This is a genomic window from Rhodopseudomonas sp. BAL398 (assembly GCF_033001325.1).
Classification (GTDB): domain Bacteria; phylum Pseudomonadota; class Alphaproteobacteria; order Rhizobiales; family Xanthobacteraceae; genus JARJEH01.
The window spans coordinates 5,153,128-5,177,323 of the sequence record NZ_CP133111.1; the positions used below are offsets into that span (position 1 = coordinate 5,153,128).

Annotated in this window: 18 protein-coding genes, 1 tRNA gene and 1 pseudogene; 14 read left to right on the forward strand and 6 right to left on the reverse strand. The window is 63.7% G+C overall.

Annotated features, from left to right (window positions below):
* Nucleotides 1-83: 83 nt before the first annotated feature.
* The 4 genes from RBJ75_RS24240 to RBJ75_RS24255 all read right to left on the reverse strand — a co-directional run bounded on the left by RBJ75_RS24240 (nucleotide 84) and on the right by RBJ75_RS24255 (nucleotide 4,758).
* Nucleotides 84-1,418, reverse strand: a complete 1,335-nt coding sequence (locus tag RBJ75_RS24240; RefSeq protein WP_044405548.1) for an ATP-binding protein — start codon at nucleotides 1,416-1,418, stop codon at nucleotides 84-86.
* Nucleotides 1,415-2,074 (reverse strand): response regulator, encoded by a 660-nt coding sequence (locus RBJ75_RS24245; protein ID WP_044405550.1) that lies wholly within the window; start codon nucleotides 2,072-2,074, stop codon nucleotides 1,415-1,417. The genes RBJ75_RS24240 and RBJ75_RS24245 overlap by 4 nt, the downstream gene beginning before the upstream one ends.
* A 45-nt stretch (nucleotides 2,075-2,119) precedes the next feature.
* A complete protein-coding gene (locus tag RBJ75_RS24250) occupies nucleotides 2,120-2,881 on the reverse strand; it encodes a crotonase/enoyl-CoA hydratase family protein (RefSeq protein WP_044405552.1) in 762 nt (253 codons plus the stop codon).
* A gap of 104 nt (nucleotides 2,882-2,985) precedes the next feature.
* Entirely contained in the window at nucleotides 2,986-4,758 is a 1,773-nt protein-coding gene (locus tag RBJ75_RS24255) for an acyl-CoA dehydrogenase (RefSeq protein WP_044405554.1), read from the reverse strand.
* A 196-nt stretch (nucleotides 4,759-4,954) separates the two neighbouring features.
* Between RBJ75_RS24255 and RBJ75_RS24260 the strand changes: the two genes are divergently transcribed.
* Nucleotides 4,955-5,029, forward strand: a tRNA-Gln gene (locus RBJ75_RS24260).
* Between the two features lie 247 nt (nucleotides 5,030-5,276).
* Nucleotides 5,277-5,493: pseudogene (locus RBJ75_RS24265) on the forward strand (IS3 family transposase); the annotation flags it as partial.
* A gap of 51 nt (nucleotides 5,494-5,544) precedes the next feature.
* On the opposite strand, the gene RBJ75_RS24270 reads toward RBJ75_RS24265, so the two are convergent.
* Entirely contained in the window at nucleotides 5,545-6,243 is a 699-nt protein-coding gene (locus RBJ75_RS24270; RefSeq protein ID WP_080900849.1) for a helix-turn-helix domain-containing protein, read from the reverse strand.
* Between the two features lie 247 nt (nucleotides 6,244-6,490).
* Between RBJ75_RS24270 and RBJ75_RS24275 the strand changes: the two genes are divergently transcribed.
* Genes RBJ75_RS24275 through RBJ75_RS24310 form a run of 8 tightly spaced genes read left to right on the forward strand, consistent with a single transcriptional unit; the run spans nucleotide 6,491 to nucleotide 17,808 of the window.
* Nucleotides 6,491-9,235, forward strand: a complete 2,745-nt coding sequence (locus RBJ75_RS24275; protein ID WP_044405556.1) for a nitrate/nitrite transporter — start codon at nucleotides 6,491-6,493, stop codon at nucleotides 9,233-9,235.
* A gap of 13 nt (nucleotides 9,236-9,248) precedes the next feature.
* Nucleotides 9,249-13,007 carry a nitrate reductase subunit alpha gene (locus tag RBJ75_RS24280; RefSeq protein ID WP_044405558.1) on the forward strand — a complete coding sequence of 1,253 codons (3,759 nt, stop codon included), beginning with the start codon at nucleotides 9,249-9,251 and terminating at the stop codon, nucleotides 13,005-13,007.
* Nucleotides 13,004-14,524 carry a nitrate reductase subunit beta gene (narH, locus tag RBJ75_RS24285; protein WP_317528548.1) on the forward strand — a complete coding sequence of 507 codons (1,521 nt, stop codon included), beginning with the start codon at nucleotides 13,004-13,006 and terminating at the stop codon, nucleotides 14,522-14,524. Before RBJ75_RS24280 ends, narH begins: the two co-directional genes overlap by 4 nt.
* Nucleotides 14,524-15,276 (forward strand): nitrate reductase molybdenum cofactor assembly chaperone, encoded by a 753-nt coding sequence (narJ, locus tag RBJ75_RS24290; RefSeq protein WP_234707297.1) that lies wholly within the window; start codon nucleotides 14,524-14,526, stop codon nucleotides 15,274-15,276. Before narH ends, narJ begins: the two co-directional genes overlap by 1 nt.
* Nucleotides 15,273-16,001 (forward strand): respiratory nitrate reductase subunit gamma, encoded by a 729-nt coding sequence (gene narI, locus RBJ75_RS24295; protein ID WP_044405201.1) that lies wholly within the window; start codon nucleotides 15,273-15,275, stop codon nucleotides 15,999-16,001. The genes narJ and narI overlap by 4 nt, the downstream gene beginning before the upstream one ends.
* A gap of 5 nt (nucleotides 16,002-16,006) precedes the next feature.
* A complete protein-coding gene (locus tag RBJ75_RS24300; RefSeq protein ID WP_044405198.1) occupies nucleotides 16,007-16,840 on the forward strand; it encodes a peptidylprolyl isomerase in 834 nt (277 codons plus the stop codon).
* A 12-nt stretch (nucleotides 16,841-16,852) separates the two neighbouring features.
* Nucleotides 16,853-17,224: a hypothetical protein gene (locus RBJ75_RS24305; RefSeq protein WP_044405196.1), complete on the forward strand. Its 372-nt coding sequence runs from the start codon at nucleotides 16,853-16,855 to the stop codon at nucleotides 17,222-17,224.
* A complete protein-coding gene (locus RBJ75_RS24310) occupies nucleotides 17,221-17,808 on the forward strand; it encodes a DUF2478 domain-containing protein (protein WP_052628791.1) in 588 nt (195 codons plus the stop codon). Before RBJ75_RS24305 ends, RBJ75_RS24310 begins: the two co-directional genes overlap by 4 nt.
* 260 nt (nucleotides 17,809-18,068) lie before the next feature.
* On the opposite strand, the gene RBJ75_RS24315 is transcribed toward RBJ75_RS24310, so the two are convergent.
* Nucleotides 18,069-19,016, reverse strand: a complete 948-nt coding sequence (locus RBJ75_RS24315; RefSeq protein WP_044405194.1) for a LysR family transcriptional regulator — start codon at nucleotides 19,014-19,016, stop codon at nucleotides 18,069-18,071.
* 115 nt (nucleotides 19,017-19,131) lie between these two features.
* Between RBJ75_RS24315 and RBJ75_RS24320 the strand changes: the two genes are divergently transcribed.
* From RBJ75_RS24320 to RBJ75_RS24335, 4 genes are read left to right on the forward strand one after another with little or no spacing between them, the layout of a single operon-like run.
* A complete protein-coding gene (locus RBJ75_RS24320) occupies nucleotides 19,132-20,001 on the forward strand; it encodes a transporter substrate-binding domain-containing protein (RefSeq protein WP_052628790.1) in 870 nt (289 codons plus the stop codon).
* 37 nt (nucleotides 20,002-20,038) lie between these two features.
* Nucleotides 20,039-21,310 carry a M20 family metallopeptidase gene (locus tag RBJ75_RS24325; RefSeq protein WP_044405191.1) on the forward strand — a complete coding sequence of 424 codons (1,272 nt, stop codon included), beginning with the start codon at nucleotides 20,039-20,041 and terminating at the stop codon, nucleotides 21,308-21,310.
* A 33-nt stretch (nucleotides 21,311-21,343) separates the two neighbouring features.
* On the forward strand, nucleotides 21,344-23,008 hold the full coding sequence (locus tag RBJ75_RS24330) for an amino acid ABC transporter permease/ATP-binding protein (protein ID WP_044405188.1): 1,665 nt from the start codon (nucleotides 21,344-21,346) through the stop codon (nucleotides 23,006-23,008).
* Nucleotides 23,009-23,039: 31 nt separating this feature from the next.
* Nucleotides 23,040-24,170, forward strand: coding sequence for a M24 family metallopeptidase (locus RBJ75_RS24335; RefSeq protein WP_044405185.1), 1,131 nt, complete (start codon nucleotides 23,040-23,042; stop codon nucleotides 24,168-24,170).
* Nucleotides 24,171-24,196: the final 26 nt, after the last annotated feature.

Sequence of the window (24,196 nt, forward strand, 5' to 3'; positions counted from 1 at the left end):
GCCGGCACCGATCCGAACGATGCGGTGTCGGCGACGGTGAGACGGTGCAACGGCAGAATGAGCAGAGAATGAGCCCGGTGGCGTCAGCTTGGATGCGACGCGGCGGGCGAGGGCGGATCCGGAATCGTCACCTGGGCGAGGACGCCCGAGCCGCCGTCGGCGCGGTTTGCGACGGTGAGGCCGAAGCCGTTGCGGTCGGCGATCCGGCGCGCGATCGCGAGACCCAGGCCGGTGCCCTCGATCCCGGCCGGAGCGGCGCGATAGAACCGATCGAAGATGCGCGCCTCGGCGCCGGGTGGCAGGCCGGTTCCGGAATCCTGGATGGCGACGATGCAAGCCGTGTCGCGGCGGTCCAGCGTCACGTCGATAGTGCCGCCCGCCGGCGTGTAGCGCACCGCATTGTCGATCACCACGTCGAGCAGCGTGCGCAGCTCGGCGGCGGGGGCGACGATCGTCACCGAAGCGGCGATCGCGATTCCGAGATCCACGCCCTTGGCCTCGGCGAGCGCCACATGATCGCCGGCGCAATCCAGCACCAGCGCCGCCAGGTCGATCGCCTCGGCCGATGCGGTGGCGGCCTCGTCGAGGCGGGCCAGGCTCAACAATTGGCCGACCAGCCGACCGGCGCGCTTGACGCCGTCATCGAGTGCCGACCGGGTCTCGCTCGCTGTTTCCGGTGCGGTCGTCGCGAGGTTGTCGAGCTGGATCTGGATCGCGGCAAGCGGCGTCCGTAGTTCATGGGCGGCGTCCGCCACGAAGCGGCGCTGGGCGGCGATCGCGTCTTGCAGCCGGGCGATCAGGGCGTTCATGCCGCGCACCAGCGGGATGACTTCGGTCGGGAGCCCTTGTGGCGGGATCGGCGCGGCCGCCGCCACGCTGCGTTGCGCCAGATCGTCGGCCAGCGCGTTCAGTCGGCGAAACAGCCGGTTCATCGCCCAGCCGACCACCAGCCAGGACAGCGGAATCACGATGATGATCGGCGCCGCGGCGCCCAGCGCCGTGCCCTGCGCGATCTCCTGGCGCACCGTGTCGCGTTGCGCGACCTGGACGGTGCGCAAGGCGTTGCGCGTGGTGTAGACCCGCCACAGCTCGCCACCGGCGCGGACATCGGCGTAGCCGGCCTGGTCCTGACGCGGGATTTGGATGTCCGGCGGCGAGGCGTGCAGCAGCCGGCCGTCGGCGTCCCAGATGCCGATCGCGAACTGGTCTTCGGGGTCCTGATCGGATGGACCCGGCGCGTCGGCGGCGTGCATCCTGGGCCCGGCGTTGAGCGCAATCTGGCGCAGCTCGCCGTCGAGAAAATCCGCGGCTTCCAAATAGGCGAAACGATAGGCGATGATGGTGGTGACCAGGCCGACGATCGCCAGCAGGATCGTCATCCACAGCAAGGCGGTGCGGCGCAGCGAGATCGTCGTCATGATTTCGGCACCATCCAGCCGGCGCCGCGGACATTGAGGATGATTCCCTTGCCGAATTTGCGCCGGATCGAATGGATCAGCGCGTCGACGGCATTGCTTTCGACCTCTTCGCCCCAGCCATAGATCCGCTCCTCGATCTGCGCGCGCGACAGAATCCGACCCGGCCGCTGCATCAGCGCATGCATCAGGGCGTATTCCCGCGCCGGCAGAATCTCGGCGACGCCGCCATGGGTCAATTCGTGGGTCTCGGTATCGAGCTCGATCGCGCCCGCCACCACCCGCGATGACGCAGCCCCCAGCCTGCGCCGGATCAGCGCCCGCATTCGCGCCAGCAATTCGCGCAGCTCGAACGGCTTGACGAGATAATCATCGGCGCCGAGGTCGAGCCCGGCGACGCGGTCGTCGAGTCCGTCCCGCGCGGTGATGATCAGCACCGGGGCGTCGACGCCGCGGGCGCGCGCGGTGCTGAGCAGGTCGAGGCCGCCGATCTGCGGCAGGCCGAGATCGAGCAGCACCAGCGCATAGCCGGCATCGCGCAACGCCGCGTCGGCATCTTCGCCGCCGCGGACCCAATCGACCGACATGCCCTCGGCGGCCAGGGCCTTGCACAGCCCGGCTCCGATCATGGCATCGTCTTCGATCAACAGAATCCGCATCGCGTCACATCCTCGATGCCGGCGCGCTGTTGATCGGACGCCCGGCTATGCCTTCTTCCTTTGGAAGAACCGCGTGAACGCCGCCACCGCTTCGCTCGAGGTCATCCGCGCGCTGAACAGCTTGGTCTCCTGATCGATCCGTGCCGTCAGTTCCTCGGTCGAGGGCCGCAGCAGCTTGCGCGAGATCGCCACCGCTTCGGCCGGCAGCGCGCAGATCTCCTGCGCCACCTTGATCGCCGTGGCCTCAAGCTGATCGGGCGCCACCACCTCATTGACGAAGCCGGCCGAGCAAGCCTGCTCGGCGTTCAGCTTGCGGCCCATCACCAGCATCGCAAAGGCGCGGTGCAGCCCCATCGCGCGCGGCGCCAACATGCTTGAAGCGCCTTCCGGCACCAGGCCGAGCTGGATGAAAGGCGTCGAGAAACTCGCGTTGCTCGAGGCCAGCACGTAGTCGCAGTGAAACAGCAAAGTGGTGCCGATCCCGATCGCCAGCCCGTCGACCGCGGCGATCAGCGGCTTGGTGTTGTGCGCCAGCGCATAGAGCAGTTTGGTGGCGTTGGAGGCGCGCGGCGCGCCGCTGGTGTCGGTGCCGGCCTTGAGGAAATCATCAAGGTCGTTGCCGGAGGTGAACACGCCGGCGCTGCCGGTGATGACCAGGCAGCGGATCGCCGCGTCGTGCTGCGCGGCGTCGATCGCCTCGCTGATCGCCCGGTACATCTCCTGGGTCAGCGCGTTCTTCTTCTCCGGCCGCCGCAGCGCGATGACGCGCGCGCCGTCCTCGTCGGTGATCGTCACATGCAAGGACATCGTCCCCCCGTTTGTCCCGCGCTGATGGCGGGTTTTTGTTCAATTTTTCGACCGACCATCTTGCGGCAGGCGGCCTGAAGTTTGCCGCGACTTTGCCGCAGGATCTAGGCCAGCAAAACCGCGTCCGCGGCGATCACCGCATCGGCGCTGTCGATCACGGTGCGTTCCAGGGCGCTCGCCTGCACGGCGATGTTCTCGGCGAAGAACCGCGCCAGCGTCACATAGCGCTCGCCGCCATCGGCCTCGCGTGCCGCCAGCGCCTCGGCCGCCAGCACGCAGCCGCCGAGCGTCGATCCGAACAGCCGCAGATACGGGGTCGCGCCGGCCAGCGCCTCGTTCGGCGCCGCGCTCAGGCGCTCCAGCAGCCACTTGCTGGCGCGCTCCAGCGCCGCCAGCGCGTCGCGCAGCTTGGCGCCGGTGGTGCCGAAGGCGGGGTCGTTCGAGCTTTCGACCTCCCTGACGATGGCGGACAATTCGTCGAGCAGCGCCCACACCGAGGCGCCGCCATTGACGCCGAGCTTGCGGGTTACCAGATCGATCGCCTGGATGCCGTTGGTGCCCTCATAGATCGAGGTGATGCGGACGTCGCGCATGTGCTGTGCGGCGCCGGTTTCCTCGATGAAGCCCATGCCGCCATGAACCTGGACGCCGAGCGAGGCGACCTCGTTGCCGATGTCGGTGGAGAACGCCTTGGCGATCGGCGTCAGCAGCGCGCCGCGCGCGGCGGCCGCGGCCTTCACCTCGGGATCGGTGGCGCGGGCCGCGATATCGAGCGCGACCGCGGTGGAATAGCAGATGGTTCGGGCGGCGGCGGTCAGCGCGCGCATCTGCATCAACGTCCGCTTGACGTCGGGGTGCACGATGATGGCGTCGGGCTGGTCGGCCTTGGCGCCGACCGCGCGGCCCTGCTTGCGCTCCTGCGCGAAGGCCAGCGCTTCCTGATAGGCGCGATCGGCGATGCCGACGCCTTCGAGGCCGACGCCGAGCCGGGCCTGGTTCATCATCGTGAACATGCACAGCATGCCGCGATTTTCCTCGCCGATCAGATAACCGACGGCGCCGCCGTGGTCGCCCATCGTCATGGTGCAGGTCGGCGCAGCGTGCATGCCGAGCTTGTGCTCGATGCCGCTGGGATAGATGTCGTTATGCTCGCCGAGCGAGCCATCGTCATTGACCAGGAATTTCGGAACCAGGAACAGCGACAACCCCTTGGTGCCGGGCGGCGCATCGGGCAATCGCGTCAGCACGAAATGCACGATGTTGTCGGTCATGTCGTGGTCGCCATAGGTGATGAAGATCTTGGTGCCGTGCAGACGATAGCTGCCGTCGTCCTTGCGCTCGGCGCGGCTGCGCAAGGCGCCGACGTCGGAGCCGGCCTGCGGCTCGGTCAGCAGCATGGTTCCGGTCCATTCGCCGGACACCAGCTTCTCCAGATAGATCTTCTTCAGCGCGTCGCTACCATGGGCATCCAGCGCTTCGATCGCGCTCAAGGTCAGCAGCGGGCACAGCCCGAAGGCGGCGTTGGACGCGCTCCAGATCTCGGTGCAGGCGGCGTTGATCGCCAGCGGCAGGCCCTGGCCGCCGAAATCTTCGGGGCCCGACACCGCGTTCCAGCCGGCTTCGGTCCAGCGCCGATAGGCGTCGGGCCAGCCGGGCGCGGTGGTGACCTTGCCGCCTTCGAGCTTGATGCCGTTCTGGTCGCCGACCCGGTTCAGCGGCGCCAGCACATCGCCGGCGAAGCGGCCGGCTTCTTCCAGCACCTGAGCGGTAATCTCGCTGTCAAAGTCGCCATAATGGCCGGCGGCCAGCGCCGAACGCAGGCCGGCGCCATGATTGAGGGCGAGCAGAATGTCGTCGATCGGAGCGCGGTAGGTCATGGCGGGGTCCCGGCTGAATGAGGTGACAGCCCTATTCCCACGAAATCCGCCGGCTCTCAACCGCCCGCTGCTGAAAATGCCGAATCCGGAGGAGCCGCGTTAGGCGGTTGAAATCACGCGGCTGTCTCTATAGACCGACGTTGCCAGAGGGAATTCGCTTGGGCTATCGTCCCGCCGCTTTCCGCAACAGGTCAATTGGGGCGTCGCCAAGTGGTAAGGCAGGGGATTTTGATTCCCCCATGCGGAGGTTCGAATCCTCCCGCCCCAGCCAGTCATTTCAATAGGTTAGTAAAATTGTCGGAAGGGGCTTCCCTAGGAAGGGGCTTCCCTAGAAGGTCGACCCCAAGTCGACCCGACAACGAAATGCTCCAATAGACACGCGTCGCGGAGCATTTGTCATTTGGCGGCGCTCAGCAGAGTTTGGCTCATCTGATTTGAATGCGATTCCGGCGCGACGAAACGTGCAGTTCTCCATCTTTCTCGAAATTGATCTGCTTTGCGTTGATCGATGATGACCACTCGCCAACGGCCGCCGGCGCTTCGGCTATCGGCGGCTGTTCGTGCTGCTGCGCCGGCAGGGCGAGCGTCCGGGCTGAACTGAATCTACTGGCTGTATCGGGAGGAAGGACTCGGCGTGCGCAAGCGCCGGGCCCGCCGCCGCGCGTCGGCACAAGGGCGCCGATCCTGGTCGACGCCCATCCGAATGCCCGCTGGTCGCTGGAATTTGTCGACGACCACCTTCCTAGCTAAACGCGGTGGCCTTCAATGATGCTAGCAGTCGCTGCGTCAAGACTCGGGGTCGTCGATCAGTCGATTGGGTTTCGCCAGGCGCGTTAGCGATGCGATATCGTTCAGCGTGATATCGCGCGAATTGATCTCGACGCCATAGGCTTGCAGCGACGCGAAGTTGCGCGACAGATTTTCAGGCGTCATTCCCAGATGTGACGCCAGGGTTCGCTTGTCGAAGGGAATCTCGAACCGGCCCTGACCGCCGGCGCTGATGTTTCTCCGCAGCAGCCAGTTCGCCAGCCGCTCCAGGCTGGGCCGCAGCTTGATGTTCTTGAGGTCCCTCACCACGTCGCGATAGCGCGCGGCAAGCTCCAGAACCGTCGCATGGGCGAACGCCGGGTCGTTGTCAAATGCCTCGTGCACCGCCTTGGCGGGGATCATCAGAATTCGCGAGATCTCCAGCGTTCGCGCCGAGTGCAGGTAGACCTGGTCGCGGATCACCGCAGCCAGAATGAAGGTCGCGTAAGGCTGCGCGATCCACAGGCTGGTCTCTCTGCCGGCGTGCACCGCGAAGAAATCGATCGAGCCCTCGATCACGACATGCAGGAAGTCGGACGAATCGCCCTCCCTGATGATCACGAGCTGGGCAGGAAACCGCTGCAGGAAACTCGCTTGCATCAGTTTTGTGAAATTCGGCTGGGCCATGCCGCTGAACAACGGCAACGACCTGATCGGTTCGTAGTCGGATATTGGCACTGGGACTTCCCATCTGAAGCTGAGGAAGGTGATTGCTTCTTGATAAAAGTCAATTGGGAACGAAACGAAAATTCATATGCGACAAGAATTAAGTCAATCGGAGTATTGATGACCGGCAAGTCGGTGCAAGATTCCACTCTGCCAGTAAAAGAGCTTGATCTGGCGCAAGGATCACAAGTCGAAACATCCGATCTGTCCCCTAACGGACGCCTTTGTTCTGGCTGTCTGCTTGGTAGGGGATCAATTCATGACAACTGTCTCGGATGCGGACGCAGGCCCACGGAGCCGTGCGCTTTGGGCCTCGACGATTGGATTTACGCTTTGCTTCGCCGTATGGACGATCTTCTCGATCATCGGCATCCAGATCAAACAGGAGCTCTCGCTCTCTGAAACCCAGTTCGGCCTGTTGGTCGGCACCCCGATTCTCACCGGTTCACTAGTGCGGCTGGCACTTGGGATCTGGACCGACCAGTATGGCGGACGCCGGATTTTTCCGGTGGTGATGCTCGCCGGCGCGCTGGCGACCTTCCTGCTCACCTACGCGCACACCTATACCCAGACGCTGGTCGCCGCGCTCGGCGTCGGCATCGCCGGCGGCTCCTTCGCGGTCGGCATCGCCTATGTCTCGCGCTGGTATGAGCAGGGCAAGCAGGGCCTCGCGCTGGGCATTTTCGGCGCAGGCAATGTGGGCGCCGCAGTCACCAAATTCGTCGCCCCCTTCGTGCTGATCGCCTATGGCTGGCAGGGTGTCGCGCAGATCTGGGCTGCGGTCCTTGCCGTTGGCGCCGTGGTGTTCTGGTTCGTCACCGCCGACGATCCGGTCGTCGCCGAGCGTCGCCGCACCGGCGCGCCGGCGAAAAGCGCGTGGCTGGAGTTTTCAGCGCTGAAGAACATTCAGGTCTGGCGCTTCTCGCTGTATTACTTCTACGTATTCGGCGCGTTCGTCGCGCTGTCGCTGTGGCTGCCGCAATATCTGATGAACGTCTACGGCGTGGACATCAAGACCGCCGGCATGACGGCGGCGATGTTCTCGCTTCCGGCCAGCGTATTCCGTGCCTATGGCGGCCATCTCTCGGATCGCTACGGCGCCCGGACCGTTATGTACTGGACCTTCCTGGTCGGCGTCGCCTGCACCTTCATCCTGTCCTATCCGCCGGTCGACTACGTCGTGCACGGCATCAAGGAGCCGGTCGCCTTCCACCTCGAGATGGGCGTGGTCTCCTTCACAGTGACCATTTTTGTGCTGGGCTTCTTCATGGCGCTCGGCAAGGCGGCGGTGTACAAGCACATTCCGCTGTATTACCCCAATAATGTTGGCGCCGTCGGCGGACTGGTCGGCATGATCGGCGGTCTCGGCGGCTTCGTGCTGCCGATCGCCTTCGGCATCCTCAACGACCTCACCGGCCTATGGACCAGCTGCTTCATGCTGCTGTTCGGCCTGGTGTTGGGCTCGCTGCTCTGGATGCATTTCTCGATCCGCCATATGGAGCGCAACGCCACTGCCGGCGCGCTACGGGCGCTGCCGCAGCTGCCTGAAATGCAACCGATCCACGGCACCAAGCATGCCGGTGCGCTCTCCGGTGCGATGCTGAGTGACTGGCGCCCCGAGGACAAAAAGTTCTGGGAGAGCAGCGGCCGCGCCATCGCCCAGCGCAATCTCTGGATCTCGATTCCGGCGCTGCTGCTGTCGTTCGCGGTGTGGCAGGTGTGGTCGGTCGTGGTCGCCAAGCTGCCCTCGGTCGGCTTCAAGTTCACCACCGACGAATTGTTCTGGCTGGCTGCCCTGCCGGGAATTTCCGGAGCCCTGCTGCGGATCTTCTACTCGTTCATGGTGCCGATCTTCGGCGGCCGGCTGTGGACCACGTTGGCGACCTGGTCGCTGATGATTCCGGCGATCGGCATCGGCTACGCAGTGCAAACGCCGGAGACGCCCTATGCGGTGTTCCTGATCCTGGCGCTGCTGTGCGGCCTTGGCGGCGGAAACTTCGCGTCATCGATGGCCAACATCTCGTTCTTCTTTCCGAAATCGGAGAAGGGCAACGCGCTGGCGCTCAATGCCGGGCTCGGCAATCTCGGCGTCAGCGTCGTCCAGTTCCTGGTCCCGATCGTGATCACCGTCGGGGTGTTCGGCTGGATGGGCGGCGATCCGGTGGCGGTCGGCGCCGGCGCCAAGGCGGCGCCGATGTGGCTGCAGAACGCCGGCTTCATCTGGGTGCCGTTCATCGCGGTGTCGGCATTCGCGGCGTGGTTCGGCATGAACGACATCGCTTCGGCGAAGGCCTCGTTCTCCGAACAGGCGGTGATCTTCCAGCGCAAGCACAACTGGATCATGTGCGTGCTCTACACCGGAACGTTCGGATCGTTCATCGGCTACTCGGCGGGATTCCCGCTGCTGGCGAAGACCCAGTTCCCGGCGGTCGACGCGCTGCCGTTCATCTTCCTCGGCCCGTTGGTCGGCGCGCTGTCGCGCTCGGCGACCGGATGGATCGCGGATCGGCTCGGCGGCGCGCGGGTGACGTTCTACGTCTTCATTCTGATGTCGGTCGGCGTCATCGGGGTGCTGTACTTCCTCGGCGTCAAGGACCAGCCCTATGCGTTCTGGGGCTTCTTCTCGATGTTCCTGCTGCTGTTCTTCGCCACCGGCGTCGGCAACGCCTCCACCTTCCAGATGATCCCGGCGATCATGCGGAAGGAAGTCGCGCGGCTGATGCCGAATCTCGACCCCGCCGAGCGTACCCGCGAGGCGGAGAAGGAATCGGCGGCGATCACCGGATTCACCTCGGCGATCGCGGCGTTCGGCGCCTTCTTCATCCCGAAAGCCTATGGCAGTTCGATCGCCGCGACCGGCGGGCCGCAGATGGCGCTGTACGGCTTCCTCGCCTTCTACCTGATCTGCATCGTGGTGACCTGGGCGGTCTACACGCGGCGCGGCGGGCTGCTTTACGACGTCGAGCGCAGGCCGGCCGCGGCCGTCGCGCAACCCGCAGAATAATCGGAGATCGATGATGAGCAATTTTCTGGACCGTCTCACTTTCTTCAACCGCATGACGGACGAATTCTCCGGCGGCCACGGCATCATGACCGACGACGACCGCTCGTGGGAGGACGGCTATCGCAAGCGCTGGCAGCACGACAAGATCGTTCGCTCCACCCACGGGGTGAACTGCACCGGCTCGTGCTCCTGGAAGGTCTATGTCAAGGGCGGCATCGTCACCTGGGAGACCCAGCAGACCGACTATCCCAGGACCCGGCCGGACCTGCCGAACCACGAGCCGCGCGGCTGCGCCCGCGGCGCCAGCTACAGCTGGTATCTGTATTCGGGCAACCGGGTGAAGTATCCGCTGGTCCGCTCGCGGCTGTTGAAGGCGTGGCGCGACGCCCGGGTGCTGATGACGCCGGTGGCGGCGTGGAAGTCGATCGTCGAGAATCCGCAGAAGCGCGCGTCCTATGTGTCGAAGCGCGGGCTCGGCGGCTTCGTCCGCGCCCCCTGGGACGAGGTCAATGAACTGATTGCGGCGGCCAATGCCTACACCGCAAAAACCTACGGCCCGGACCGGGTGTTCGGATTCTCGCCGATCCCGGCGATGTCGATGGTCAGCTACGCCGCCGGCTCGCGCTATCTGTCGCTGCTCGGCGGCGTCTGCATGTCGTTCTATGACTGGTACTGCGACTTGCCGCCGGCCAGCCCGCAGACCTGGGGCGAGCAGACCGACGTTCCGGAATCCGCCGACTGGTACAATTCCGGATTCCTGATCCTGTGGGGCTCGAACGTTCCGCAGACCCGCACCCCTGACGCGCACTTCTACACCGAGGTGCGCTACAAGGGCGCCAAAAGCGTGGTGATTTCGTCCGACTATTCGGAGGCCTCGAAATTCGCCGACATGTGGGTGTCGCCGAAGCCGGGCACCGACGCCGCTTTGGGCATGGCGATGGGCCACGTCATCCTGCGCGAATTTCACATCGACCGGCAGCCGGAATATTTCCGCGACTACGCCAGGCAATATACCGACATGCCGATGCTGGTGCGGCTGGTCAAGCAGGGCGATCACTACGTTCCAGAGCGGTTCATCCGCGCCTCCGATCTCGCCGGCGCGCTCGGCGAGACCAACAATCCGGACTGGAAGACGCTGGCTTTCGACGAAACCAGCGGGGACCTCGTCGTTCCGAAGGGATCGGTCGGCTTCCGCTGGGGCGAGAAGGGCAAGTGGAATCTGGAGGAGAAGGACGCCAAGGGCGAACCGACGCTGCTGCGCCTGTCGCTGACCGACATCAAGGACGGTATCGCCTCCGTCGCGTTCCCTTATTTCGGCAATCGCGAACACGATTATTTCCAGGGCACCGATCATCCCAGCGTCCTGACCCGCAACGTTCCAATCAAGAAGCTGCAATTGACCGAAGGCGAGACGCTGGTGGCGTCGGTGTTCGATCTGTTTGTCGCCAATTACGGCGTCGACCGCGGCCTCGGCGGCACCAACATCGCCAAGACCTATGATGACATGGAACCGTACACGCCGGCCTGGGCGGAGCAGATCACCGGAGTCGCGCGCGCCCAGATCATCACCGTGGCGCGCGAATTCGCCAAGAATGCCGAGAAGACCAAGGGACGATCCATGGTGATCGTCGGCGCCGGACTGAACCACTGGTACCACATGGATATGAACTACCGCGGGATCATCAACATGCTGGTGATGTGCGGTTGCGTCGGTCAGTCCGGCGGCGGCTGGTCGCATTATGTGGGCCAGGAGAAACTACGGCCGCAATCCGGCTGGACGCCGCTGGCGTTCGGTCTCGACTGGAACCGGCCGCCGCGACAGATGAATTCGACCTCGGCGTTCTACGCCCACACCGACCAGTGGCGCTACGAGACGCTCGACGTCTCCGAGATCCTGTCGCCGACGGCGCCGGCCGGGCCGTGGGACGGCGCGCTGATCGACTACAATGTGCGCGCCGAGCGGATGGGCTGGCTGCCGTCGGCGCCGCAGTTGCAGGAGAATCCGCTCGGGATCAAGGCCAAGGCGGACGCCGCCGGCCTCGACGCCAAGGACTACGTCGCCAAATCGCTGCAGGCCGGCGAGCTGAAAATGTCCTGCGAAGATCCCGACAATCCGAAGAACTGGCCGCGCAATCTGTTCGTGTGGCGCTCCAACCTCCTCGGCGCGTCGGGTAAGGGGCATGAATATTTCCTCAAGCACCTGGTCGGCACCAAACATGGCGTGCTTGGCAAGGACCTCGGAGTCGAGGGCCAGCGCAGGGCCAGCGAAGTGGTCTGGCACGACCAGGCGCCGGAGGGGAAACTCGATCTCCTGGTCACGCTCGATTTCAGGATGTCGACCACCTGCATGTATTCCGACATCGTGCTGCCGACCGCAACCTGGTACGAGAAGGACGACCTCAACACCTCGGACATGCATCCCTTCATTCATCCGCTGGCCGCGGCGGTCGATCCGGCCTGGCAGGCCCGCAGCGACTGGGAGATCTACAAGGGGCTGGCCAAGGCGTTCTCGCAGGTGGCTCCGGAGGTGCTCGGCGTCGAACAGGACGTGGTGCTGACCCCGATCATGCACGACTCCCCGGGCGAGATCGCCCAGGCCTTCGACGTCAAGGACTGGAAGAAGGGCGAGATCGAGCCGATTCCGGGCCGCACCATGCCGGCGGTGACGGTGGTCGAACGCGACTATCCGCATCTCTATGATCGCTTCACCTCGCTCGGGCCGTTGATGGACAAGCTCGGCAATGGCGGCAAGGGGATGAGCTGGAACACCAGCCACGAGGTGGAATTTCTCCGCAAGCTCAACGGCGAGGTCCACGATGGCCCGGCCAAGGGGATGCCGCGGATCCAGACCGCGATCGACGCCGCCGAGGTCATTCTGTCGCTGGCGCCGGAGACCAACGGCGAAGTTGCGGTCAAGGCCTGGGAGTCGCTGGGCGGCTTCACCGGCCGCGATCACAATCATCTGGCGGTGCCCAAAGAAGATGAGAAGATCCGGTTCCGCGATATCGTGGCGCAGCCGCGCAAGATCATCTCGTCGCCGATCTGGTCCGGGCTGGAATCCGACAAGGTCTGCTACAATGCCGGCTACACCAACGTTCACGAGTTGATTCCGTGGCGGACGCTGACCGGGCGCCAGCAGCTCTATCAAGACCATCTGTGGATGCGGGCGTTCGGCGAGGGCTTCTGCGTCTATCGCCCGCCGATCGATACCAAGACCATCAAGCCGATCATCGAGGAGCGCCCGAACGGCGAAAAGCAGATCGTCCTCAACTTCATCACCCCGCATCAGAAGTGGGGCATCCATTCGACCTACACCGACAACCTGCTGATGCTGACGCTGTCACGCGGCGGCCCAATCGTGTGGATCAGCGAGGACGACGCGGTCAGGGGCGGCATCGTCGATAACGACTGGATCGAGGCCTACAACACCAACGGTGCGCTGGTGGCGCGCGCGGTGGTGTCGCAGCGGGTCAAGAACGGCATGTGCATGATGTATCACGCGCAGGAGAAGATCGTGAACGTGCCCGGGTCGCAAATGACCGGGCAGCGCGGCGGCATCCACAATTCGGTGACCCGCGTGGTGACGAAGCCGACCCATATGATCGGCGGCTATGCACAGCAGGCCTACGGCTTCAACTATTACGGCACCGTGGGATCGAACCGCGACGAATTCGTGATCATTCGTAAAATGACGAAGATCGACTGGCTGGAGGGCGCCGCCCCCGACGCCACGATCGACGACAGGACCGGCAAGCTGGAGACCGCATCATGAAAATTCGCGCGCAAATCGCCATGGTGCTGAACCTCGACAAGTGCATCGGCTGTCACACCTGTTCGGTCACCTGCAAGAACGTCTGGACCAGCCGCGAAGGCATGGAATACGCCTGGTTCAACAATGTCGAGACCAAGCCGGGGATCGGCTATCCCAAGGAGTGGGAGAACCAGACCAAGTGGAACGGCGGCTGGACCCGCAAGGCTAACGGCAAGATCCAGCCGAAGATCGGAGGCAAGTGGCGGGTGTTGGCGAAGATCTTCGCCAATCCCGATCTGCCCGAGATCGATGACTATTACGAGCCTTTCACCTTCGACTACGAACATCTGCAGACCGCGGGCGAAAGTCAGGCGATGCCGACCGCGCGGCCGCGCTCGCTGATCTCGGGCGAGCGGATGGAAAAGATCGAGTGGGGCCCGAACTGGGAGGAAATCCTCGGCGGCGAATTCGCCAAGCGATCGAAGGACGCGAATTTCGAAGGCGTGCAGAAGGATATCTACGGCGCGTTCGAGAACACTTTCATGATGTATCTGCCGCGGCTGTGCGAGCACTGCCTCAATCCGGCCTGCGTCGCCTCGTGCCCGTCGGGCGCGATCTACAAGCGCGAGGAAGACGGCATCGTACTGATCGATCAGGACAAATGCCGTGGCTGGCGGATGTGCGTCTCGGGCTGTCCGTACAAGAAGATCTATTACAACTGGTCGAGCGGAAAATCCGAGAAATGCATCTTCTGCTATCCGCGGATCGAGGCCGGCCAGCCGACGGTGTGCGCGGAGACCTGCGTCGGGCGCATCCGCTATCTTGGCGTCGTGCTCTATGATGCCGACCGCATCGAAGAGGTCGCCAGCAGCAAGGACGAAAAGGATCTCTACGAGGCGCAGCTGTCGATCTTCCTCGACCCCAGCGATCCCGCAGTGATCGCCCAGGCGAGGGCCGACGGCATCGCCGAGGCCTGGATCGAAGGCGCGCGCAAGTCGCCGATCTGGAAGATGGCGATGGAGTGGAAGGTGGCGTTTCCGCTGCATCCGGAATACCGCACGCTGCCGATGGTCTGGTACGTGCCGCCGCTGTCGCCGATCCAGTCGGCGGCCGAGGCCGGCAAGATGGGGCTCGACGGCGCCATGCCGGACGTCCGCAGCCTGCGGATTCCGCTCAAATATCTCGCCAATTTGCTGACCGCGGGCGACGAGGCGCCGGTCGCGACCGGCCTCGAGCGGATGTTGGCGATGCGGGCCTATATGCGCGCCAAGACCATCGACGGTGTGATCGACGACAGCATCGCCGAGAAGGTCGGTCTCACCGGCGCGCAGATCGAGGAGATGTATCAGTTGATGGCGATCGCCAATTATGAGGATCGCTTCGTTATTCCGACCACCCACCGCGAGGCGGGCGCCAATGCGCTCGACCTGCGTGGTTCCTGCGGCTTCTCGTTCGGCAATGGCTGCGCCGACGGCCGCACCGAGACCAATCTGTTCGGCCAGCCGAAGAAGGCGCGTAATCCGATGGAGATCGTCTGATGCGAGACTCAACGAGTGTGCTCACCTTCAAGGTGCTGTCCGCGCTGCTGTCGTATCCGGAGGCCGAGTTGTGCGCGGCAGTTCCGGAAATGCGGCGGGCGCTGGACGGCGAGCGACTGATCCCGGCGCCGCAACGCGCCGCGCTCGATCGTTTTCTCGACGAGGTCGAAACCGGCGACCTCTACGATCTGCAGGAGCGCTATGTGCAGCTGTTCGATCGCTCGCGCACGCTGTCGCTGCACATTTTCGAGCACGTCCATGGCGAGAGCCGGGACCGCGGCCAGGCTATGATCGATCTCGGCGCGATCTATCAGCAGGGCGGGCTGGCGATGCGGCCCGGCGAATTGCCGGACTTTCTGCCGCTGCTGCTGGAATACTGCTCGACGCTGCCGCTCGACACCGCACGCGAATTCCTCGGCCAGCCGGCACATATCCTGGCGGCGCTGGCGGAACGGCTGCGCAAGCGTGAATCCAGCTACGAGTGGGTGCTGCGTGCGATCGGTGCGATCGCCGCCGCCGAATTGCGCAAGGCCGATCTCGACGCGATCATGTCGGAACAGGAGGCCGATCCCAACGACTTCGCTGCGCTCGACGCGGCGTGGGAAGAAGAGGCCGTCAGCTTCGGGCCGGGCGCCGGTGCGCAATCCGCGATCGGCGGCTGCGGCACCGATGCGCTCGCCGCGCGGATGCGCCATGCCAAACGCGCGGTGTCGACCGCGGACAATCCGTTGAGCCCGGGAGCAGCGTCATGAATGGAACCCTCAATCACATCGCCTTCGGCTGGTATCCGTATTTCGCCCTGACCGTGTTCCTGTGCGGCAGCCTGTTGCGCTATGACCGTGAGCAATACACGTGGAAGAGCGGATCGAGCCAGTTGCTGCGGCGTCGCCAGCTGACCTGGGGCTCGAATCTGTTTCACGTCGGCGTGCTCCTGATCTTTGCTGGTCACTTGTTCGGGCTGCTGACGCCGATTTGGATCTGGGAGACGCTGGGCGTGAGCCACAGCTTCAAACAAGGCGTCGCTATCGTGGTCGGCGGCACCGCTGGCCTGATCTGCCTGGTCGGCATTGTCCTGCTGCTGCATCGTCGGCTGACGGATTCGCGAATTCTGAAGCACTCCTCCTTCGGCGATATCGCGGTGCTGGCGCTGCTGCTGGTCCAGCTGTTGCTTGGGCTGTCCAGCATCTTCGTCTCGCTGGGCCATATGGATGGGCACGAGATGGTGAAGTTGATGAGCTGGGCCCAGGGCATCCTGACGCTGCAGCCGGGCGCCTCGGCCTATGTCGCCGACGTTCACCCGATCTTCAAGGCTCACCTCCTGATCGGCATGACGATCTTCCTCGTGTTTCCCTTCACCCGGCTGGTCCATATCTGGAGCGCGCCGGTGTGGTATCTCGGGCGTCGCGGCTATCAGCTGGTGCGCACGAATCGTAAGGGCGTCCGCGGTGTCGGCGCGCCAGTTCAACCGGCGGAGTAAGGCACATGAGCAATCTTGCGTTTGCACCATCGGCTACGCCTCAGAACCGTGTCGTCAGCGTCAACGGCCGAAGCATTCCGCGCGAAACCATCGCGCAGGAGGCGCAGCATCATCCCGCCACGACGCCGGCGGCCGCCTTTGCGGAAGCGGCCCGCGCGCTGGTAATCAGGCAGTTGCTGCTGGATCGGGCCAACGAACTCGGATTGCTGCCGAAGCCATTGGCCGATGCGCAGGGCCGCCGCGAGACCGACGAGGAGGCCTTGGTCCGTCAGGTGGTCGAGCTCGAGGTGATCACGCCGGTCGCCGACGAGGCGACCTGCCGACGCTACTACGAGAAGAACCTCGCGAGATTCCGGTCGTTGGCGATCTTCGAAGCCGCCCACATCCTGTTCCCGGCGGCGCCAGGCGACCCGACGGCGCGCGCCGAGGCAAGACTCGAGGTGGCGGCGGTTCTGAAGCTTGTTCAAGCCGCACCTGAAAGGTTCGCCGAACTGGCACGGCGGCATTCTGCATGTCCGTCGAGTCAGCAGGGCGGCAATCTCGGCCAGATCAGCTCCGGCACCACGACTCCGGAATTCGAAAAGGCGCTCGACCGGCTGCAACCCGGCGAGACTTGCGCTGAGCCGGCCGAGACCCGCTACGGCTTTCACATCGTGCGGCTCAACCGGCGCATCGAGGGCCAGTTGTTGCCGTTCGAGACCGTTCGTCTGCGGATTGCCGAATATCTCAACGAGGCGGTCGAGCGGCGCGCCACGGTTCAATACATTTCGATGCTGGCCGGCAACGCCGTCATCACCGGCGTCGTCCTTGATGCGGCAACGTCGCCGCTGGTCCAATAAGGAGCGCTTCTGATGCTTCTCGGCGATCTGTTGCGACAATTTCAGGACGAGGCGGTGGCGACCACGACGCTGCTGGCGACGAACGACTTTCGTCGCCTCGGTCAGGTCCGGCACGCCGCCGAACACTACGGTGAGACGGTCGGTGAATACGTGGCCAATGCGGTGCGTGGTTTCGCCGACCGGGGCAACGACGAAGACTGGCTTGCCATGATGACCGCGCTGGAGCATTCGAGCGACGCCGCATCGACTTGCCTGGAACGCATGATCGACTGGTCGCTGTTGCGCGATCAGGCTCCGACAGCGCAATCCAGCTGCAGTTGTGGCGGTCATGCCGGCGATGATCCGACGGCTAATTCCGGGACGGACTGGGAGGGGAACCGGTGATCGCCGCATCTGGGACAATCGCGCCGCATTCTCAACAGACCGAGGCTGATATCGACGTGCCTTTCGCGGCGATGCTGTATGACGACAGTCTTCGCGCCGACGCCGTACTCGCTGGTTGCATGCGGGATTTGCAGGTGCAGGGCCTTCGTCTCGGCGGCGTGATCCAGATTGCCCATGACCGGCCGGATCGCCATCGCTGCGATATGATCCTGCACGATCTGTTTTCCGGCGACCAGATTTCGATCTCGGCGGATCGTGGCGCTCAGGCTCGCGGCTGCAAACTTGATCTCGACGCGCTGGCGCAGGCTGCGGTCTGGATGGAGCGGGCGCTCGATGGCCCGCTCGATCTGATGGTGTTGAACAAATTCGGCAAGCAGGAGGCCGCCGGCCGCGGCCTGCTGCAACCGGTTGCGGAAGCGATCAGCCGTGGCATTCCGACCGTCGCGGGGGTCTCGGCGGTTAATCTTGAAGCCTGCATCGCATTTGCCGGTGGCAGGCCGGCGATTCTCAAGCCGCACGCTGGCGAACTCGATGCGTGGTGCCGGCGGCAGGTCGAGAGCAAGCTGATGTCGCCGCCGCAGTGACCGCAACCAGGGTTGGCCAGCGCGAGAATTGAAGCGAGAGCGGAATCCATGAGCCAAGTCACACGCTGTACGACAGAAACCCCGACGTCCAAATGCTTGGCGATTTTGTAGATGCCGAGCCTTGCGTCACGAAGATTGCGAATCTCTTGTTCGATTGCTTTGGCAACCGGTGGTCGCCCCGATCGCCTTCCTTCAGCTTTTGCCCTGGCCAGCCCGGCCATAACCCGCTCCCGAATGATTGCGTGCCATCGCGGCACAAGTCAACCGAACGGCGTCCGCGAATCCCGGAGTGGTTCAGCGCCAAAGCTGTTCGCGCATGCGAGTGGCGACCTCAGAAACCCGCTCTCTTCTGCCGCCAACGCTGCCACCTCCGGAAGGATGGTCGTCTCGACACTTGGCAGGTAGGCTGCGGAGTAATCGACGTTCGCAACTTTCGGCTCCTCGACGAGAATCGACAAGTCGCCGGATTCGAGATCTGCTCTGAACAAGTCGGGCGGCAGCAGGCTGACGCCGACTCCGCGTCGCACCAGCGATGCCATGACGCTGAAGCTATTGCAGCGGTGAACCAGACCGGGACTGACATCGGCCTGCTCAAACCAGTGCACCGTCGAGTAGTAGGCATTGGCGTCCTGCGGCATGCTGATGATCGGCAATTCAGCAAGGTCGGTCGCCGTCATCGCACGATCTTTCGGCCTCAGCCGGGGATGGCCAAGCCATCGCATGGCGCAACTGCCGAGCGGGACCAGAACAACGCCGGTCAACTGCACGGGGCCAGGCAACAGCGCAATGTCGATCTGGCGGCGGGCCAGCTTGGTTGCCAGGCGGCTCGACAGATCGACGTCGATCTCAAGCTGCACCTTGGGATAGCGATCCTCGATCCGGGTCAGCATATTCTGGAACCAGGTGAGCGCGATGCTCTCCACCACGCCGACACGAATCGTGCCGACCGCGGCCGTTCCGCTCGCCGCCACACGCATGGTGGCGACTTCGGACAGGATGCGCTCGGCCTTGCCAAGGCAGATCTGGCCGAGCGGCGTCGGCACCACGTTGCGTCCCTGGCGGCGTAGAACCTTGGCGCCGAGCTCGCGTTCCAGCTCCTGGATCCGCCGGGTGATGGCGGGCTGTGTCAGATTGAGGTGCTGTGCAGCCGCCCCAATGCCGCCAAGCCGTGCCACCCAGACCAATGTCTCGAGGTTGCGAGAGTCCATTCACATATAAAATATGCGCATAGATTAAATGTCCAGATTTCATTTGTAATGCACCGCAATAACCCAAATAATTCCCTTAAAGTGCCGGGTTATGCAGCGAGGGAATGGGAAAAACATGCGCAATATTTATTGGTTATTGCCGCGCGCCGCCGTCTGTGTTGCCGCCATGATCGCAGCAAGCGTCGCGGTCGCGCGGGCCGATGATGGGTGTGAGCCGACCAAGATGGCGGCCAAATATCCGGGGCTGGCTGGCAAGACAATCAAGATCGGGCAGGACGGCGAAACCGTGCCGTTCAGTCAGCGCGATCCCAAGGACTTCAACAAGCTGATCGGCCTCGATGCCGACCTCGCCCGTGCTACCTTCGCCTGTGTCGGCGTTCCGATGGAATTCTCGATCGGCACCTGGGCCGGTCTGATCCCCGCGACCATGGCGGGTCAGATCGACGTCATGTGGGACACGCTGCTCTACACTCCCGAACGCGCGAAGAAGATGGACTTCGTCGTTTACATGAATGCGGCCACCGGCATGCTGGTGGCGAAGGGCAATCCCAAAGCCATCCACGCGCTTGGCGATATCTGCGGTGTGACCGCGACCACGACGCTTGGTACCACGCAAGAGGCGATGTTACGCGAGGCCGCCGGCAAGTGCGTCGCCGCCGGCAAGCCGGCCGTCAACATCATCACCTCCTCGGACATGCCGAGCGGGATGCGGCTGGTGCAGAACGGGCGTGCTGATCTGGTCGCGATCAACAAATTCGTCGGCGAGAGTCTGGTGGCGTCGAACCCAACCGTGATCGAAAGTGCTTTCGATGTCATCACAGGCGCAAAAATCGCGGTGGGCACCGCCAAGGGCAATTCCGATCTGATCAAGGCGATCCGCGACGGGCTTGCCGCGATCCGGGCCAACGGCACCGAGAAGGCGATCTACGATCGCTACCATGTGGACTACAGCCTCACCACGGAGCCTGCCGTTCTCACCGAGTGAGCGCACCCCCGCAAGCGATCCATCCAGGAGAAACCCCATGACCGTCGAGTTGTCCGCCGTGCAGCAGCACGTCGATGCTGCGCGCGTTCTCGAGATCGAGCAGGAACTGCTGCGGATCCCCAGTTCGGCGTTCCAGGAGCACCATATCGCCGATCGTCTCGCCGAGCGCATGACCGATATCGGCCTCGACGTCACGATGATGGACGTGATGCATCCATTCGATCCGGCGATCACCAGCCGGCAGCCGATGGGTGTACTGCGTGGCAACGGCGGCGGCCGCAGCCTGATGCTCAACGGTCACATGGATCCCGGCGTTGAGATGCCGGGTTGGTCAGTCGACCCCTACGGTGCCAAATTCGAGGATGGCTGGGTTTGGGGCATGGGCGCCCATGACGACAAGGGCGGACTCGCCGCGGCGTTCTGCGGCTTGGAGGCCGTGATCAAATCGGGCACGCGGTTGCAAGGCGACGTGCTGCTGTGCCCGGTGATCGCTCACAAGCTCGGCGGCGCCGGCACAAGGGCATTATTGAACAGCGGGGTTCGGGCGGATCTCTGCATCAACATGGAGCATTCCAACAACACCATCGCCACGGTGTGTGTCGGCATCGTCATGGTACGAATCCGCGTCGAGGCGCCGGAATTGTTTTTTCGCTACAGCGCCGAGGCGAAGGCGCAGTATTGGAATCCGATCGAGCAACTCTGCGAAGTGATCCGCCGCATCGGTCCCAGTCTCGATCCAATTCCGGAAGGAAGCTGGATGAATTTTGCGCCGCATCCGGATTTGCCGGGCTTTCCGACTCACACCTTCGATACGTTTCACAAGGAGCATTACTACCAGAAGAACCATACCGGCCTGCACAGCAAGCAGGCCGAATTGATGCTGCAGTTTCGCACCGTGCCGGGCCAGACGTTGCACGGCATCGCCGCCGATTTGACCGCGTTGCTGGAAGGGATCAGGAGCGAGCATCCGGCTTTCAATTACAGTTTTGAATTGCCGGCCAAGGGCACCGAAACCGGATGGTGCCAGGAGCCGATGGAATGCGCGCGCGATCATGCCTTGGTGACTTCGCTGGCGGCAGGTCAGGCGCAGGCCTCCGGCGCGCCGGCCGTGGTCGGCGGATGGGGCCGTCTCGGCAATGTCGGCGACGGCAACATCATCGCCGCGTTGGGCATTCCGACCGTGCAATACGGGCCCGGGGACATCAGAATCTACAAGGAATGGCCGACCGCCGACGAACGCGTTTTGCTGTCTGATCTGGTCATAGCGGCGCAGGCTGTCGCCCATGCTACCGTCACCTTATGCGGTTGAACGACTCGCGGACCTCAAACGGAAGGCGCGCCTATGGCTGACCTAGAGGAGGCCGGCGCAGCGCGGCCGTCAAGGAACGTGATCTGGGCCGGCGCCGCGATATTGGCGTTGGCGGCTGTCATCGCGATCGGCTGGCGTTCCAATCTTGTGCCCGAGCCGGTGCGGGAAATGATGTCCTACGTGTTCTCGTCGTTCCTGCTCGACGGCGCGTTGACGGCGATCGAGATCGCCGCGCTGGCGATGCTCGGCGGCGTCCTGCTCGGGCTAGTTCTAGCGCTGATGCGGCTGTCTGCCTTGGCGCCGGTGCGCAATGCGGCTTGGTGCTACATCTGGTTCGTCCGCGGCACGCCGGTGATCCTGCAATTGGTGTTTCTCTACGATGCGCTTCCGGTGGTCGGCATCAGGCTCGACAGCTTCACCACCGCGGTGGTCGGCTTCATGCTCAACGAAGCGGCGTTCTGCGCCGAGATCATTCGCGGCGGCATCCTGTCGGTTGATCGCAGGCAAAGCCTCGCCGCGGCATCGTTCGGCATGGGGCCGTTCCTGACGCTGCGGCGGATCATCCTGCCGCAGGCGATGCGCGCGATTCTGCCGGGGATGGCCAATCAGAGCATCTCCATGATCAAGGGCACGTCGATCGCCTCGGTGATCTTCGTCAATGAGTTGACGTTCCGCTCGCAGCAGATCGTCGGCCAGAACTTCAAGTTCTTCACGGTGTTCGCCGCCGCCGGCATCATCTATCTGATCATGACCAGCGCGATCGCGGGGGCGCAACACTACCTCGAACGCAATTTCAACCCGGACGCCGAGCGCAAGCCGAAGCCGGCGGTTGCGCCGGAGGGCACGGAGTCGGCGCAGCCGGTCTCGCCGACGGCCTGGATGGATACGCTCAGCGCGGGCCGGGCGGAGGGCGATGCGGCCGATGCGCCGTTCGTGGTGTGCCGCAACGTGCAGAAATCCTACGGCAGCAAGCAAATCCTGTGCGGCGTCGATCTCACCATCAAGCGCGGCGAGGTGGTGGTGCTGATGGGGCCGAGCGGCTCGGGCAAGAGCACGCTGCTGCGGCTGGTGAATCATCTCGAACAATTGGACTGGGGCGAAATCACGGTCGACGGCCGGTATGTCGGTTATACCAAGCAGGTCGGCGACGGTCTCGTCCCAACCCGCAATCTCGCCAAGGCTCGCGCCGACGCGCGGATAGGCATGGTGTTTCAGCACTTCAATCTGTTCGACCATTTCACAGCGTTGGAAAATATCATCGAGGCCCCGACCCGGGTCTACGGCGAGTCGGCTGACAAGATGCACGCGCTGGGCATGAGCCTGTTGAACGCCGTCGGCCTGTCGGCGCATGCCTATCATTTCCCGCACCGACTGTCTGGCGGTCAGCAGCAGCGCGTGGCCATCGCTCGCGCGCTGGCGATTTCGCCGCGGTTGATGCTGTTCGACGAACCGACCTCCGCGCTCGATCCCGAATTGGTCGGCGAAGTTCTCGCCGTGATCCGCCGCCTTGCCGAGGCCGGCATGACCATGATCGTGGTCACCCACGAGGTCCGTTTCGCCCGGGAGGTCGCCGATCGCATCGTGTTCATGGACGAGGGCAGGGTGATCGAGCAAGGACCGCCCGATGACTTGCTGGATCGACCGAAGCACGAGCGGACCCAGCGATTTTTGCGGATGGTCGAGCGTCAGGCTGAATGATCTTGCGTCAGTCACCCCACGGAGTTTGGATATGAAAGCGTCAGCGAAGGATTTCGTGCAGCTCAAGCGCCTGGCGCAGCAAATGGATATGCTCGGTCTCGACGCCATCGTGGCGCGCGCCGGCATCAACTTTACCTATCTCGCGGGATTCGCCTATCCCGGCACGCTCGCGCGCCATCTCGATCTCGCCGACTCGCCGCGTGGCGTTTATCTGATCTGGCCGCGCAAGGGCGAGCCGCGCATCGTCGTCAACGCCATTGCCGAGGGGCTGGCGCGGCGCGATTCCTTCATCGAGCATTTCGACGTCTATGAAGGCTACACGGAGTCGCCGGTTGAAAAACTCGCCGAGGTAATCGCGGCGATGGGGCTTTCGGAATCGAAGATCGGCTTCGAGACCAATTTTATCAGCGCGGCTGATTGGGACGTCCTGCGCAAGCGCTTGCCGAGGATGCGAAATGTTGATTCAAGCCCGCTGATGGACGTCGTCCGCGCGGTCAAAACGCCCACGGAGCTCGCGGCGCTGAAGCGCGGCGCCGATATGCTCGATGACGCCTTTCTGGCCTGCCTGCAGATGGTGCGGCCGGGCATGCGAGAGCGGGATCTGCACGCCGCTCTGGTCGGCTATTGCTTGGCTCACGGATCGGAATTCACCCACGGCATCCTCAATTCCGAACGCAACACCATTCAATATGCCGGCGAAAGCGACTTTGTCTTCGCGGCGGGTGATGCCATTCGCACCGACTACGTCGCCTACATCAAGGGCTATCCGGGGCACCAGTCGCGCTGCGCGGTGGTCGGTAAGCCGAGTGCCGAGCAGGTTCGACAATACACCGTGATCCGCGACATCTATCGCGCCGCCTGCGATCAGCTCGTGCCCGGCCGCACTGCCGGCGATATCTATCAGTTCGTGGTGGAGCGCTTTGCGTCCGCCGGAATGACCTACAAGTCAATGCTGGCCGGTCATAGTGTCGGGGCGTGGTGGCATCAGCAAGAGCCGGTGATCGCCCGCGGCAATTCGCGGGTGCTCGAGGAGGGCATGGTGATCGCGATGGAGCCCCACATCAACCATTGGCACATCCAGGATATGTTCGTGATCCGGTCCGATGGACCGGAACTGATTTCCGATAAATTTCCGACGGACGAGATATTCGCTTGCGGTTAGTTCTGCTGCAGCTCTTTGTATGGCCG

Bases quoted from the DNA above. Each gene is read 5' to 3' on its own strand.
- RBJ75_RS24240 (WP_044405548.1), bottom strand. From the start codon at position 1,418: ATGACGACGATCTCGCTGCGCCGCACCGCCTTGCTGTGGATGACGATC.
- RBJ75_RS24245 (WP_044405550.1), bottom strand. From the start codon at position 2,074: ATGCGGATTCTGTTGATCGAAGACGATGCCATGATCGGAGCCGGGCTG.
- RBJ75_RS24250 (WP_044405552.1), bottom strand. From the start codon at position 2,881: ATGTCCTTGCATGTGACGATCACCGACGAGGACGGCGCGCGCGTCATC.
- RBJ75_RS24255 (WP_044405554.1), bottom strand. From the start codon at position 4,758: ATGACCTACCGCGCTCCGATCGACGACATTCTGCTCGCCCTCAATCAT.
- RBJ75_RS24275 (WP_044405556.1), top strand. From the start codon at position 6,491: ATGACAACTGTCTCGGATGCGGACGCAGGCCCACGGAGCCGTGCGCTT.
- RBJ75_RS24280 (WP_044405558.1), top strand. From the start codon at position 9,249: ATGAGCAATTTTCTGGACCGTCTCACTTTCTTCAACCGCATGACGGAC.
- narH (WP_317528548.1), top strand. From the start codon at position 13,004: ATGAAAATTCGCGCGCAAATCGCCATGGTGCTGAACCTCGACAAGTGC.
- narJ (WP_234707297.1), top strand. From the start codon at position 14,524: ATGCGAGACTCAACGAGTGTGCTCACCTTCAAGGTGCTGTCCGCGCTG.
- narI (WP_044405201.1), top strand. From the start codon at position 15,273: ATGAATGGAACCCTCAATCACATCGCCTTCGGCTGGTATCCGTATTTC.
- RBJ75_RS24300 (WP_044405198.1), top strand. From the start codon at position 16,007: ATGAGCAATCTTGCGTTTGCACCATCGGCTACGCCTCAGAACCGTGTC.
- RBJ75_RS24305 (WP_044405196.1), top strand. From the start codon at position 16,853: ATGCTTCTCGGCGATCTGTTGCGACAATTTCAGGACGAGGCGGTGGCG.
- RBJ75_RS24315 (WP_044405194.1), bottom strand. From the start codon at position 19,016: ATGGACTCTCGCAACCTCGAGACATTGGTCTGGGTGGCACGGCTTGGC.
- RBJ75_RS24320 (WP_052628790.1), top strand. From the start codon at position 19,132: ATGCGCAATATTTATTGGTTATTGCCGCGCGCCGCCGTCTGTGTTGCC.
- RBJ75_RS24325 (WP_044405191.1), top strand. From the start codon at position 20,039: ATGACCGTCGAGTTGTCCGCCGTGCAGCAGCACGTCGATGCTGCGCGC.
- RBJ75_RS24330 (WP_044405188.1), top strand. From the start codon at position 21,344: ATGGCTGACCTAGAGGAGGCCGGCGCAGCGCGGCCGTCAAGGAACGTG.
- RBJ75_RS24335 (WP_044405185.1), top strand. From the start codon at position 23,040: ATGAAAGCGTCAGCGAAGGATTTCGTGCAGCTCAAGCGCCTGGCGCAG.